Origin of the sequence: Furfurilactobacillus entadae (assembly GCF_045862745.1) — a bacterium.
GTDB lineage: Bacteria > Bacillota > Bacilli > Lactobacillales > Lactobacillaceae > Furfurilactobacillus > Furfurilactobacillus entadae.
This window is the reverse complement of sequence record NZ_BQXN01000014.1, coordinates 21,579-34,633: the sequence shown is the minus strand read 5'-3', so window position 1 is coordinate 34,633 and position 13,055 is coordinate 21,579. Positions and strand designations below refer to the sequence as shown.

Sequence of the window (13,055 nt, the reverse complement as noted above, 5' to 3'; positions counted from 1 at the left end):
TTAAAATGATGTTAATGTTGTTTTTATAAACGAAACAAATGAAAAGGTTGGTGTTGATGATGGAGCTCGATTTATCTGATGCCGCATTAAATGCATATAAAGCGCTGGCAAGTTCGGTCCGGCTGGAAATCTTACGAAAGCTGTCTTATAAGAAGCTAAGTGTGCAAGATTTAGCGACGGAAATGGGCTTGAGCAGCACGATCATCTTGATGCATTTAAACAAGTTGGCAGAAGCAGGATTGATCGAATTTGAACGGATTGGTCATAACAAGGTGTCACGGCTTAAAGTGGATCACATTAACGTGAATTTCCCTCAGGAAATCTACACGGCGTTTTCGGTTTACACGACGCAAGTTCCGGTGGGGCACTACACCAATTTTTCCGTAACACCATCATGTGGTTTAGCGGGTAAGACGGACTACATTGGAAAGGTCGATAATCCGGCCTACTTCATGGACCCGGAACGAATTCATGCGGGGATGATTTGGTGGACCGAGGGCTTCGTTGAGTACCAGTTTCCGAATTATTTGAATAAAAATGACCAGTTAGAGATGATCGATTTATCGATGGAGTTGGGATCAGAATTTCCGTTTTCAAACAATGTGTGGCCCTCAGACATTACGTTTGCAATTAATGGTCACCGGGTCGGGGCGTGGACAAGTCCTGGCGATTTTTCCGACACGCGGGGGAAGTACACGCCGTTATGGGTTCCGGATAATGTGAACCAGTACGGCATGCTGAAGGTATTACGAATTACCAATCACGGGAGTTATTTGGATGGGCAACCATTTTCGGAGGCCTCGTTGGACGACTTAAAGGTCGATGGCGATACGGTGACGGTTCGCTTTGAGGTGGCGAAAAATGCGGAACATCCGGGCGGGTGTACGTTGTTTGGTCATGGCTTTGGAAATTATAATCAGGATATTGAAATGAAGATGTTTTATAGTTAGAGAGCGAAATTGCCCGCGGTAGGCCCCCTCATCTAACCCCACCAACGCTTATGGACGGTTTATGTCCATGAGCGTTGGTGGGGTTAGATGAGTAGTGGGTCTGCGGACAATTTCGCGTTTTCGGGAGCAAAGAACGTGGGAATGGACGGTTTATGTCCATGAGCGTTGGCGTAGTGGACCTGCGGGCAATTTCGCGTTTTCGGGAGCAAACAGGGGAAAGCAAAATGATGAGCAGCAAAAAAAGACCATCGTTAGAATTTTTTTCTAACGATGGTCTTTTTGCTATGTCTGTTAATCGCGGGCGAGCCCTTTTGTCAGGGTGTCCACGGTGTGGTTAATGATTTGCGGGGTGATCGGCTGGTTGAGGAAAAGGTTCCCAAGAATCAGGCCACTGGCACCCGTGATAATTTGGTGAATAATGTCGTGGTTTGGCCAGTTGACAAGCATGTGGTTGGCCTTAAGGTCATCGAGCTCTTGGTCTAAGCTGGCCCAAAATGAAGCAGGAATGTTGCCAATCATTTTATCGCGGGTTGCTTGATTATAAGCCAGTTCGGCAATCAAAATTTTAATAACCTTGCGATTAGCCAAGAGAATCTCAACGCGGGTTGTAATAAACGTTTCCAAAAACGCGTGGAGGGTCAAGTATTCAGTTTGTGTTTGATCCGCAAGCAACTCCGTCATGGTATTGGGGAAAATGGAGGAAACAACGGGGTCGATAATGGCTGTTAATAGCCCCCGCTTGTTTGTGAATTTGCTAAAAATATTACCTTCTGAAACGCCGGCCCGAGTCGCAATCTCCTTGGTACTGGAGTTTGAATACCCCTTTTCTGAAAAAACGTCGATGGCAGCAACAAAAATTTGAACTTGTTTGTCCGTATAGTCGGTCAACGCGTGAGCGTCTTGGTAAAGGCGCAGTTCTGGATGTTCCATGGGTGGACTCCTTTAAAATCGATGTGAGTTGATATGACTAGTATACCGCAAATTTACGTTGATAAATGGGGTTCATTCAAGGAAAAATATTTTTAATTGAGCGCTCACTTATTTCGTTTGATTCAACAAGTTGTTTCCGTAATCAACCATTATTGCCTTTTTATCGGCGTTTTTAGGAATAGCTAAAAAATGTTTGACACACATTTAAACCCGTGTATAATGATTTTTGGAAAGAATATTGAGTGTTTACTCAATCCTGAATTTCTAAACCAATAGAAAAGAGGGCTTGCACATGAAGCGTGTTGCCATGAACGAAAAAGAATTGCGATTCGAAGAAAAGGCGGTTGGAGAAAAGAGTTTAAACGAAATTAACGGCAGTGTTCAGGTTCCACAAAACGCTGGCTTCTGGCGGACGTTGTGGACGTACACCGGACCGGGCGTGCTGATTGCGGTTGGGTACATGGATCCGGGTAACTGGATCACATCGATCGCCGGTGGCGCACAGTTTAAGTACCGGCTACTGTCAGTCATTTTACTATCAAGTTTGGTGGCCATGCTTCTTCAAGCGATGTCAGCACGGTTGGGTATCGTCACGGGGAAGGATTTAGCGCAACTCACCCGGGAAAAGACCTCAAAGAAGATGGGCATCTTTCTCTGGATCATCACAGAATTAGCCATTATGGCAACGGATGTTGCTGAAGTGATTGGCTCTGGAATCGCTTTGGAACTGATCTTCAAGATTCCGTTGGTGGCTGGGATCATTATTACAGCGGCGGACGTCTTGCTACTACTACTTCTGATGAAGCTCGGGTTCCGCAAGATTGAGGCCATTGTGGCAACGTTGGTCCTGGTGATCCTGTTGGTCTTCTTATATGAGGTACTGTTATCCAACCCAAGTGTTAACCAGATCATTGCTGGGTATGTCCCAACGCCATCACTGATCAGTAACAAGTCCATGTTGTACTTAGGTCTAGGAATCGTTGGGGCAACGGTTATGCCACACGACCTCTACCTTGGTTCATCCATCTCACAAACCCGGGCCGTTGACCGGAAGGACCGCGGCGCCGTTGCTAAGGCCCTGAAGTTCACCACGATCGACTCAAACATGCAACTGCTTTTGGCCTTCGTCGTGAACAGTTTGCTACTGATTCTGGGCGCTTCATTGTTCTTCGGTACAAACAGCGGTGTTGGGCGGTTCGTCGATTTGTTCAACGCACTGAGCAATAACCAAGTGGTCGGCGCCATTGCCAGCCCAATGCTTAGCATGTTGTTCGCCATTGCTTTACTGGCTTCAGGGCAAAGTTCAACCATTACGGGAACGTTATCAGGACAAATCATCATGGAAGGGTTCATTCAGCTAAAAATGCCAATGTGGGCCCAACGCCTCATCACCCGTGGTTTGTCAGTCCTGCCAGTGTTAGCCTTCGCCATTTACTACCACGGTGACGAAGCAAAGATTGAAAACCTTCTAACGTTTTCACAAGTATTCTTAAGTGTCGCCTTGCCATTTGCGATTGTCCCACTAGTTATTTTCACCAGTGATAAAAAGCTCATGGGAGAGTTTGCAAATCGGCGGTGGGTTCGGCTCACCGCTTGGGTGATCACGATTGTCCTAGTCACCTTAAACGTTTACCTGATTCTTCAAACAATGGGGATTATGAAGTAAGCGGTCGGATAAAACGAATTAGAAAAGAGGAAACGTCAATGTTTAAAAATAAATTTTTTGGATTTGCCATTATTGCTGGTTTGTTACTCACGCTGATCCTGGTTATTGCCCAACTACCGGTGGCAAAAGCAAAGCTTCAGGACGCACCCGTTGCGGTCGTTAACTTGGATAAGGGGCCCATGGGAAAACAGATTACTAAAAAGATGTTAAAGATGAACCATAAGTCTGGTACAAAGGCCTTGCACTGGCGCAAATTTAAGTCAGAGACGGCAGTTAAACGGGCGATGAAAGAACAACGTTACTATGGTGCATTAGTTATTCCAAAGGGCTTCTCACAGTCAATTACGTCGCTTGCCAACCCAACGGCGACCGGTAACGCCAGCATTAAGGTGATGGTCAATGAAGGAATGAACAGCACACTGAGTGCGTCAGTTAAACAAGTGCTCACAGGAATTGTGAACGGGATCGGAAGTGGCATGCAAACAACCATGCTGGCAAACTTCCAGAAGTTAAACGTCCCAGTTCCGGCCGCCGTTGCGGCAAAGTTGGCTCATCCAATTACCGTTAAAACGGAGTCCCTAAACAAAACAACGGGCTTGGCCGCTGCTAGTTCTGTCTTCTTCCAGCCAATCTGGTTATCAAGCCTCGTAATGAGCCTACTGATTTTCTATGCAGGCCGTGGCAAGGTAATGTTACAACGGCGGGAACGGTTACAGTTTAAATTGACGCAGATGGCGGTTGCCGCAGGGTTAGCATTGATGGCAGGCACGGTGACCGCCGTTTACGCGCAGTGGATCTTAGGCTATGACTTTAGCCACTTCATGCCACTGGCAATGTTCCTTTCAATGGCAAGCTTCGCCTTCATGATGTTGTTCTCAGGCGTCATTACGTGGTTAGGAATCGCTGGGGTTGCGGTCTTTGGGCTGTTACTGTTCTTCTCTGCACCACTCATGCAATTGGCACCAGAAATGATTCCCCACTTCTACCAACAGTGGATCTTGCCATGGTTGCCAATGCGATTCTTGTTTGATGGCGCTCGTGACATGTTGTACTACAACGCTTCCTTCTGGAATTCGGCAACAAGCGCCCTGGTCGTTATTTTGGCTCTCGGCATGGCAATGTTTGTCTCAGAATTATGGGCACCAAAGCACCGTCGCACGGCAATGGCAAAGTAAAAAACAATCGAAAACAGGCGCCCAAACGTTGACTCACGTTTGGACGCCTGCTTTCGATTGTAGTGAAGTTTAGTGCTGAGCCATTAGTGAAGCAATGATGTATAACGCCCAGATGTGGAGGGGATAAAAGACGTAGAAGAAGTACTTTAAACTCCCACCCTTGAGCCCGTTGTACAGATAGATCGGGATGATGGCAAAAACCATGATCCATTGACTCATTCCAAGCAGAAGGTACAAGAACGCAACAATCGCGATGGCAATTAATTGAATGGTCCGCTTGTTACGGAATACATATAGGATTCCTGCGAGATAGAATAAAACGAAATATTCGGCAAAGAGAATGGTTGGAACAACACCTAAAAATATTTGTGCAACAATCCCAGCCTTCATCAGGATCAATAAAGCGGCAATCGCTGTTGTCAGAAGTGGGGCCAGGAGCACACTGATTCCTAAAAGTGGCCGCTTTTGTTCAAAGAAGTAAATCCCAAGCATGGTGAGCACGCCCAGAAATAAATCAGCAAAAATATTATTGGTAATGGCTTGGCCGCGTAACTGGAAGAAGTGCTGCACAATGGTGTTCCCTAAGTTCATGAGCCAAAAGCCGATGAGCAAACGGGTTAAGTACAAGCGTTTGTTTCTCGTATGGGTAAAGCCTTCCACGCTCACAAAAAAGAAGATGATGGGGACTGGTCGACCGAACCAGTCCACCCACGCGGGAACGCCGAACGAAGCGAAAAATTCATGAAAGTGATCGATAACCATGAGGATCAACCCCAGGATTTTTAGAGAAAAGGTGGTTAGTCCAAACCGTTGTTTAATTGCCATGATGCTCCTTTAAGGGGGACGTTAGTGAATGTTCTAGCTAAGCAAACTTGCGGTTAGCATTGTAAAGGAAGAAGCCGATCATCAGCAAGGAAAAATACTTTAATGTTTAACAATGAGGAGGGTTACTTTACTATTATCTGATTAAAGGTTACTTTTTTAATAGTTTACAAGCGTCAGAAAACAATCACGCTGATTACGGAACGCATCGGCCATTTTTGGAGGAACGAATGTCAATCATTCTAGTGTTGCTGGCTTTTATCATTATAATGAGCGTGTTTGTGATGAGGCGGCCCAATTTTTGGATCGGGTCGATCCTCTCACTGAGTGTGCTTATTTTCATGATTTTTTTGGCTTGGCGGCTCCTTTTACTTGTTTTAAATGCAGTTTCGTCGTGGTCGATTATCGCGGGCCTTATCTTGCTTGCTGTAATCGTGCTTGCTTTTGTTGCAGTCGCCATTTACTTTATTTGGAATACCTCGGTGATGTCGACGCGAGAGGGGCGCAGCTTCACTGGAAAGTTGTCGGCAATTTTTGGAGTAAACTTGCTGATTTTGATTCCCTTATTTTGGGGCCTGATTAGCTCTGAGACAGTGGTTCTTAAAATCATCTTTGCAATTCTGTTTTGGGAAGACATTTTTCTTTCACTATTGTTCTTCTCTTACATTAACTATTCGGCGTTAAACCAACTGTTAAGACAGCCGAAAAACGTTGATTACTTCATTGTCTTGGGCTCGTGGTCTGGACGAAATGACGTCATTCCGGCGCTGCTCAAAGGCCGGGTTGATAACGCCATTATTCATTGTCGGCGGGATGGCTCATCGGCTAAGTTTGTCGTTAGTGGTGGCCAAGGTCCGGATGAAGAAAAAAGTGAGGCTGCGGTGATGGCCGCCTACTTGAGGAGCCAGGGGATTGAAGACCGTAATATCTTAGTGGAAGACAAATCACGAACAACCCTTGAAAACATGCGCTTTTCAAAGAAATTGATCGATCAGGATTGGTCACGGCAGCAGCCACCAGTAATTGTCTTTTCGACAAATAACTACCATGTGTTGCGAGCCAGTATTTATGCCAAAAAGGCTGGCCTTAACGCAACGGGGATTGGCTCGCCAACGTCCTTTTACTTTTTACCGAGTGCGCTTCTTCGGGAATTTGTGGCGCTATTAGTTCTTTATAAGAAGACAACGGTGACGTTACTAAGTGTGATTGCACTGGTACTGATCTGGTCGTTTACGCATTAATTAAATTTTAAGTAAACAATAAAAAGCCACGCTTTGATTAGCGTGGCTTTTTATCACTCAGTGCGTTGTTACATAACTGCTCGAGCTGGAATCGAACCAGCACACTCTCGATTAACAGTCGAGCGCAGTACCATTGTGCCATCGAGCAAGGATGATTGATTTGATTGACACTAGTATAGCTGACGCTAAATGAAAAGTAAATGAAAACGTTTATTATTTTCTCATTTATTTAGTGGTGAGCAAATGTGCTGCCGCTGGTCCGCAGTATAAAAACGGACGGCAGTATGCTAAAGTGATAGCTATTAGACCACGAAGGATGGAAACAAGGATGTTATTAGCAACAGGAATTAACGCCTATTTTGATCAATTTAAATGGCGGACAGTCGGCCCCCATATCTTTGATGCGGTGTTGCAGATCATACTTTATGCGGCCCTCTTTTGGATAATTAACCGGGTGGCAATTTTTTTGATCGACCGAAGTTTTGACACATATATGAAGGGCCGCCACATTAATGAAAAGCGGGCCCAAACGGTGCACACGCTGGTTCGGAATACCACACGCTACGTGGTGGTATTCTTTGCCATTTACACAATTCTAAGTGCGCTTGGTTTTCCCATTGGCACGTTGATTGCGAGTGCCGGAATTGTGACGGTTATCGTTGGTCTTGGCGCGCAGGGGATCATCCGCGATGTGATTGCCGGCTTTCTCATCTTAATGGAACAGCAGATGGAGGTTGGCGATAGCGTGATTATCAACAACAATACGACAGGGCGGGTGGTTGCGTTTGGGCTCCGGGTGACCACCATTAAGGATGCTGATGGTGGACTGAACTACATTACGAACAGCAGTATCACCACGATTACAAACCAGTCACGCGGTAACGTGCGGGTGCAAATTGATCTGCCATTACACCAAAATGTCGCCAGTAGCCAAGTGACAAAGGTCGTTAAACAGGTGAATGAACGTTTGTTGCCAAAGCATCCAGAGGTTGTGGGGCGGATCAGTATTCAGGGTCCGATTATGCTGCCACAGACGACCACTGTGGGTGTTTCCGTTACGTTGTTTGTCAAACCTGGTGAGCAGGGGACAACGAAAGCAACGTTTACGACCGCTTACCTTAATGCACTGGGCCAGGCGGGAATTGATCTTTCAACAACGATTGGTAAATAAAAAGCAGCGCTACGAAATTTTTCGCGGCGCTGCTTTTTAATGTGCTGATTGTGTCAGCCAGCGATTAACACTGGGCCAACTATTGTCGTTGATAATGATTCGTGGTGTACTCCGTAAGTCAGTGTGGCGAGTGACGATCCCTGTATTAAGGGTGTAGATAACCTGGAGTGGTTGGCGTTCCAGGAATGATTGAACCTGGGGCGTCCCGCTCCCGTATGGATACGTGAAGATCGGTGTTTCGGCACCAATTTTTTCTTGCATGACATCCTGACTGACCGCGTAATCACGACGAAACTTACTGAAGTTCCCAGGAACGTTGAACACCGGAGTTCCGTTACGGGTGAGGTAATGCATGTTGTTTGTGTGAACCGCAAACGTGACCAGGTTACCCATGTCTTTCTTCATGGTGAGGATTTGTGGCCATGAGGCGAGCTTGGTTCCGTCACGATAGGCGCCGGTGTCACCAGTGATAATGGACACGGTAAACGGGAAGTGGTGCTGCTTCATGACCGGTGCGGCGTTATCAATCGTTGTCCGGTCGATGTCGTCAAACGTTAGCACCACGTAACGGCCGTGGATGTGGCGATGTTCGTTTAACATCTGGGTCATTTGGGTGGTTGAAATTACGGTCACGTGGTCGCGTTTAAGCGCGGCCATCTGTTTTTTAAACGTGCTGAGGTTGACGTTGAAATCGTGGAACTGACTGTTGGGCGACAACCGTTCATCTAGCTTAACGGTGTCGGTGTCGTTTAACACACGGTGATAACAGAACACCATGATCCCATTTTGTTTGTGCTGATCGCGGGCCGAGACGGCATAGCTTGGTCGGTTTCCCAGTTCAAACTGAATGCTGCGTTGCACCGTGATGCCGAGAATAACACAAATAATGACAGCGAACCCAGCGAGAAGCCACTTACGCGTTGTTTTGCTCATGATGGCGGGCCCTCCGTTTCAGTGTGTTAATGTGCCATGTGCCGTAAACGGTGATGAGGGCACTAACGATAATGACAAGCACAGCCATCACCTTATACAGGTGGAGAGACAGGTTAAGCACAAGGTAATCGGCCACTAAATCATCGGAGTAGATCCCCAATAAAAAGCATACGTTGATGTAGATGATGAAACCCGTGATGACCCACAAAACGGCGAGAATAATGAGCCGTCGCAATGACGCCCAGAGTGACGATTTTTTCCGAATGATGAGGTTTTGTTGTGAGTGCATGCGTTAGAGCCCCCGATCTGGACTGCGCCACGTCCCCACTCGTTGCGGATCTAGGAAGAACGAGACCAGAGCACTTAGACAGCTAATGAGGTTAATGAACCAGTAAAAAATAATGTAAAGTGGCAGTAATAATAGGTCATGCCAAGCAATGAAGTCAGACTGTTTGGAGTCCGCAAAGCCGATTAAAAATTGCACGAGACTAATCAGTAATAATAAAAATAAAATGACGCCATCCAACAGAAGTGTTTGGGTGAAAGCAATGGTAAATACGTAAAAGAGGAGCACAAACGCACAGGCGAGGGCCCAGCTATCACTGAGCACCATGTCGAACAAAAGCCACTGGGCGCTGAATGGACCGGTAACAAACATCCCCTTGTTGCGCCACAAGACGTCGTAGCCACCGCGGGCCCACCGCTGCCGTTGGTGAATGAGGGCGCCAATGTGTTCAGGCACGAGGATCCAGGCAACGGCGTCTGGACAATAGCTCACCCGCCACTTATTCCGGTACAGTTGCCAAGTCATGTCGATGTCTTCCGTGATGGCTTGGGGATTCCACCAACCAACATCTTTTAGTGCACTTGCACGGTAGGTCACGATCACACCAGAAACGGTGGTGATGTGGTTTGTTAAAAAGGCCTGCCCCCGTTTAATGATGTCGATAACCCCGATGTATTCCAATAATTCTAGCCGCCCGAGTAAACTTGTTCGGTTACGGACGACGGGTTTTCCAGCCACCGCGCCAACACGATCGTCATCGTAAAATTGGGCGAGCATGGGGGCCAATGCGTTTGGATCAACCGCACAGTCGGCATCGAGACAGAGGAAAAATTCGCCACTGGCGGCCTGGGCCCCAACGTTTAACGCATGGGCCTTCCCTTGATTGGGTGTAACGGGGACAACGTGAACGGCACAGCGTGACTGATATTGCTCAGCGAGGCGGTGCATTTCTGCTAAAGTATCGTCATCGCTCCCATCGTCAATGAGGTAAACATCGATGTTTTGGTAGGCAAGCGCAGCGACGGAGGCCATAACCCCGTTGAGTGTTTCTGCCTCATTATGGGCGGGAATAAGCACAGATACGAGTGGATCACGTTTGTCCGTTCGGGTGTCGATTAGCGGTACAGTTCGGCGCTGAATGGAAAAAAAGATGGAGCTGATGATCCAGATGATGGAAACGATGACTGGATATAAAATGACATATGAACTAATGAATTGCATGAAGCTCCCCTTTACATAGGATCAGATTGGTTGACGGGCAAGGGCAAAAAAGTCGTGGAGAAAGGTCGTTGAGCGGGTGACGATTTGTTGATCAGAAATCTTGCCTGCGTCATCGGCCCAGAAACCAACGCCACTTCCCGTGATGTTGTGGAGTGAGTTTAGACTAGAATCTTCATCGTTATCCCAAATCGTTGGGTCCCAGTTTTCCTTCATGTCGCTACTCATGTAGGCCACGTTTTTTGCTGTCATATTCTTAGGTGAAATGTTGAAGTAGAGGTAATAGTCATTATCATTTTGAACCTTGAACCCCTGATGAATAAGCGTCGGCATGCTAGCCCGTGCTCGCTGAAGCTTTTGTTTAGTGGCACCGTGGGCATCGCCAGTCCAGTTCCAGTAAGTAACCTGAATGTTGTGGTCAAACTGGTTAAGGTCGTGATTCAGAAAGCCGTCATTCCATGCTTCAGGCGTGAAGCCGGCTTGCTCCACTGTTTTCGCAACCGCGTTTACGTACGTCACGTACTTGGGATTTGCCTTTGTGCTGCTCGTGAACTCATCGCCACCGAGATGAAAGTAGGGGTTCGCTTGGTTGGTGAAAGAAGTCGCAACCTCGTTGTCAATTTGACTAACAAAAGTGCTACTAGCGGTCGTCAACCGCATTTCTGACCCGTAATCGCTTGAGGTTTCGGTAAGTTGTTTGGCAAGCGTCTGTTGGCCACTCGCTTTTAGCGTTGCCACCAGGCCGCCAACGTGAGCGGGGGTGTCAATTTCTGGAATGAGGGTCACATGCTGTTGTTTAGCATAGGCGACCAGGGTTGCGAGTTGATCCTTACTATAAAATCGTTGGTGGGTTGTGTTGTTACGCCACACGCCGTCTTTTTGGGTGGCGTGATCGAGCGTTTGGCCCACCGTGTTATTTTCAATGGCGAAACTTTGCTCATCCGTCAGGTGAAGCTGAACGAACTGGCCGTGGTCCTTGGCGACAGTATTAATGAGCGTTTTTAATGTATCGACGTTGTAATAGCGCCGGGCGACGTCAATGGTTAAACCGTTAAATTGACCGTCGCGCGGTGCCGCACTAGCAGATCGGCTGGGAATTAGGAAAAGAATCATGATTGGTAACAAAATAAATAGCTGATGCATCCGCTGTGTCATGTGAGCCTCCTTAATCGCGCCTATTAGAATAGTCTCTTCTGGCGAAGATGGGATAGGATCGCCCCAAGCTTAAAGTAAACTAAAGCATCGCTTAGAAAAGTTTAGTTGAAACGGTTGGGATTTGAAAGAAATCGACATTAAGCGTTACGGGCGGACTGCGATGATTCAAGGTTCCCCGCATAATAATGATGGTCGATAATGGATTCGAATAAATTTTAATTCATGATGGCAATTAATCTGACCGGTGAGGGATTGCTATTGGACGATGAAACTAAATTCCTATGATAACAGGTGTTTTTATCAATAAATTCATTGCTAATTTATTGAAAAGACGACTCATTTTCGCTAAACTAGGGTTAAACATGATTGATATGAAGTTGTTATGAAGACTGTGGGTGAAGGGTTCATGGAAAATAAGTATCAAAAGGTGAAGAATGGGCTAAAAGAAGCCATTCTGGCTGGTCAGTATAAGGTTAACGATAAGCTGCCAACGGAAACAGAACTCATGGAAGCCTACGAAGTCTCGCGTTACACGGTGCGTCGGGCAGTGGGTGATTTGGAAACGGATCACTTTATTTACCGCATTCAGGGTGGCGGGATGTTTGTTCAGGATTGGCACAGAGACTGGTCCACGGAACCAGACAGCAAGATGATTGGTGTTATCACGACACACATTGCGGACTACATTTTTCCAAACATCATTGCGGGAATTGACCGTGTGATTTCTGACGCGGGGTATTCGCTCTTAATTAGTAATACGCATAATGATCATGACAAGGAACGCAAAAGTTTGATTAACATGCTGGATTCAAAGGTGGCGGGGCTGATCATCGAACCGACACAAAGTGCGTTGCCTAATCCTAACCTGGATTTGTACCATGAAATTAAGGATGACCAGATCCCAACACTGTTTATCAATGCGAAGTATCCGAGCCTTGATTTTCCTGGGGTCACAACGGGCGATCAAGCGGCGGAAGAACGGTTGGTTGATTACCTGTTTGAACTGGGTCACCAAAGCATTCTGGGCGTGTTCCAGGTGGATGATAGCCAGGGGGTCGCCCGGATGAACGGATTTGTCCAAGCGTACCAAGCCCACCCGGAATTTTCATACAAGAGTAACCAGATTATGTATCAATCTGGAGATGATTTTGCCAAGCTTTCGGAGCGGATTGGGGCGTACATGTCCCTCCCAGAGCGGCCAACAGCGATTGCTTGTTACAACGACCGGTTGGCGATTCAGGTGATGGCCGATTTGCGCAAACGGGGCTTCCGCGTACCGGAGGACGTTTCCGTGGTTGGATTTGATGACTACCAGTTGTCACAGTACATGACCCCGGCGCTCACGACGCTTAGTCATGAAAAGGAACGAATGGGTGCGGATGCCGGGACGATGCTGTTACAAATGCTGGATCAGCAACCCGTCACGGACATTGAGTATCAACCCGAGCTGATTAAACGAACGTCAGCACAAGCACCGGACGTTACGTCTAAATAAGCACAAAAAAACT

Annotated in this window: 12 protein-coding genes and 1 tRNA gene; 6 read left to right on the top strand and 7 right to left on the bottom strand. The window is 47.0% G+C overall.

What is annotated here, in order from left to right; translation table 11 throughout:
- Window positions 1-59 precede the first annotated feature (59 nt).
- Window positions 60-950: an ArsR/SmtB family transcription factor gene (locus ACKTR5_RS07150; RefSeq protein ID WP_407880382.1), complete on the top strand. Its 891-nt coding sequence runs from the start codon at window positions 60-62 to the stop codon at window positions 948-950.
- A gap of 291 nt (window positions 951-1,241) precedes the next feature.
- Here the strand turns inward: ACKTR5_RS07150 and ACKTR5_RS07145 are convergent, their stop codons facing one another.
- Complete coding sequence (locus ACKTR5_RS07145; protein ID WP_407880347.1) at window positions 1,242-1,880, bottom strand: TetR/AcrR family transcriptional regulator; 639 nt, start codon at window positions 1,878-1,880, stop codon at window positions 1,242-1,244.
- 292 nt (window positions 1,881-2,172) lie between these two features.
- Between ACKTR5_RS07145 and ACKTR5_RS07140 the strand changes: the two genes are divergently transcribed.
- Together ACKTR5_RS07140 and ACKTR5_RS07135 are read left to right on the top strand one after the other, a co-directional pair.
- Entirely contained in the window at window positions 2,173-3,546 is a 1,374-nt protein-coding gene (locus tag ACKTR5_RS07140; protein WP_407880345.1) for an Nramp family divalent metal transporter, read from the top strand.
- A 38-nt stretch (window positions 3,547-3,584) separates the two neighbouring features.
- Window positions 3,585-4,721 carry a YhgE/Pip domain-containing protein gene (locus tag ACKTR5_RS07135; protein WP_407880344.1) on the top strand — a complete coding sequence of 379 codons (1,137 nt, stop codon included), beginning with the start codon at window positions 3,585-3,587 and terminating at the stop codon, window positions 4,719-4,721.
- 69 nt (window positions 4,722-4,790) lie between these two features.
- Here ACKTR5_RS07135 and ACKTR5_RS07130 read toward each other — a convergent pair whose 3' ends face one another.
- Window positions 4,791-5,546, bottom strand: coding sequence for a TraX family protein (locus ACKTR5_RS07130; protein ID WP_407880342.1), 756 nt, complete (start codon window positions 5,544-5,546; stop codon window positions 4,791-4,793).
- 227 nt (window positions 5,547-5,773) lie between these two features.
- Between ACKTR5_RS07130 and ACKTR5_RS07125 the strand changes: the two genes are divergently transcribed.
- Window positions 5,774-6,784 carry a YdcF family protein gene (locus tag ACKTR5_RS07125; RefSeq protein WP_407880340.1) on the top strand — a complete coding sequence of 337 codons (1,011 nt, stop codon included), beginning with the start codon at window positions 5,774-5,776 and terminating at the stop codon, window positions 6,782-6,784.
- A gap of 76 nt (window positions 6,785-6,860) precedes the next feature.
- Here the strand turns inward: ACKTR5_RS07125 and ACKTR5_RS07120 are convergent.
- Window positions 6,861-6,932, bottom strand: a tRNA-Asn gene (locus ACKTR5_RS07120).
- Window positions 6,933-7,112: 180 nt separating this feature from the next.
- Between ACKTR5_RS07120 and ACKTR5_RS07115 the strand changes: the two genes are divergently transcribed.
- On the top strand, window positions 7,113-7,955 hold the full coding sequence (locus tag ACKTR5_RS07115; RefSeq protein WP_407880338.1) for a mechanosensitive ion channel family protein: 843 nt from the start codon (window positions 7,113-7,115) through the stop codon (window positions 7,953-7,955).
- A gap of 36 nt (window positions 7,956-7,991) precedes the next feature.
- Here ACKTR5_RS07115 and ACKTR5_RS07110 read toward each other — a convergent pair whose 3' ends face one another.
- Genes ACKTR5_RS07110 through ACKTR5_RS07095 form a run of 4 tightly spaced genes read right to left on the bottom strand, consistent with a single transcriptional unit; the run spans window position 7,992 to window position 11,547 of the window.
- Window positions 7,992-8,888, bottom strand: a complete 897-nt coding sequence (locus ACKTR5_RS07110; RefSeq protein WP_407880336.1) for a polysaccharide deacetylase family protein — start codon at window positions 8,886-8,888, stop codon at window positions 7,992-7,994.
- Complete coding sequence (locus ACKTR5_RS07105) at window positions 8,869-9,177, bottom strand: hypothetical protein (RefSeq protein ID WP_407880334.1); 309 nt, start codon at window positions 9,175-9,177, stop codon at window positions 8,869-8,871. Before ACKTR5_RS07105 ends, ACKTR5_RS07110 begins: the two co-directional genes overlap by 20 nt.
- A 3-nt stretch (window positions 9,178-9,180) precedes the next feature.
- The gene (locus tag ACKTR5_RS07100) at window positions 9,181-10,395 is read right to left on the bottom strand and encodes a glycosyltransferase (RefSeq protein ID WP_407880332.1); all 1,215 of its coding nucleotides are present in this window, start codon (window positions 10,393-10,395) and stop codon (window positions 9,181-9,183) included.
- Between the two features lie 21 nt (window positions 10,396-10,416).
- Window positions 10,417-11,547: a family 20 glycosylhydrolase gene (locus tag ACKTR5_RS07095; RefSeq protein WP_407880330.1), complete on the bottom strand. Its 1,131-nt coding sequence runs from the start codon at window positions 11,545-11,547 to the stop codon at window positions 10,417-10,419.
- Between the two features lie 406 nt (window positions 11,548-11,953).
- On the opposite strand from ACKTR5_RS07095, the gene ACKTR5_RS07090 reads away from it, so the two are divergent.
- Window positions 11,954-13,042: a GntR family transcriptional regulator gene (locus ACKTR5_RS07090; protein ID WP_407880329.1), complete on the top strand. Its 1,089-nt coding sequence runs from the start codon at window positions 11,954-11,956 to the stop codon at window positions 13,040-13,042.
- The last annotated feature ends 13 nt before the right edge of the window (window positions 13,043-13,055 follow it).

Coding starts and splice junctions, on each gene's coding strand:
- ACKTR5_RS07100 (WP_407880332.1), bottom strand. CDS start 10,395: ATGCAATTCATTAGTTCATATGTCATTTTATATCCAGTCATCGTTTCC.
- ACKTR5_RS07145 (WP_407880347.1), bottom strand. CDS start 1,880: ATGGAACATCCAGAACTGCGCCTTTACCAAGACGCTCACGCGTTGACC.
- ACKTR5_RS07090 (WP_407880329.1), top strand. CDS start 11,954: ATGGAAAATAAGTATCAAAAGGTGAAGAATGGGCTAAAAGAAGCCATT.
- ACKTR5_RS07140 (WP_407880345.1), top strand. CDS start 2,173: ATGAAGCGTGTTGCCATGAACGAAAAAGAATTGCGATTCGAAGAAAAG.
- ACKTR5_RS07130 (WP_407880342.1), bottom strand. CDS start 5,546: ATGGCAATTAAACAACGGTTTGGACTAACCACCTTTTCTCTAAAAATC.
- ACKTR5_RS07110 (WP_407880336.1), bottom strand. CDS start 8,888: ATGAGCAAAACAACGCGTAAGTGGCTTCTCGCTGGGTTCGCTGTCATT.
- ACKTR5_RS07115 (WP_407880338.1), top strand. CDS start 7,113: ATGTTATTAGCAACAGGAATTAACGCCTATTTTGATCAATTTAAATGG.
- ACKTR5_RS07150 (WP_407880382.1), top strand. CDS start 60: ATGGAGCTCGATTTATCTGATGCCGCATTAAATGCATATAAAGCGCTG.
- ACKTR5_RS07135 (WP_407880344.1), top strand. CDS start 3,585: ATGTTTAAAAATAAATTTTTTGGATTTGCCATTATTGCTGGTTTGTTA.
- ACKTR5_RS07125 (WP_407880340.1), top strand. CDS start 5,774: ATGTCAATCATTCTAGTGTTGCTGGCTTTTATCATTATAATGAGCGTG.
- ACKTR5_RS07105 (WP_407880334.1), bottom strand. CDS start 9,177: ATGCACTCACAACAAAACCTCATCATTCGGAAAAAATCGTCACTCTGG.
- ACKTR5_RS07095 (WP_407880330.1), bottom strand. CDS start 11,547: ATGACACAGCGGATGCATCAGCTATTTATTTTGTTACCAATCATGATT.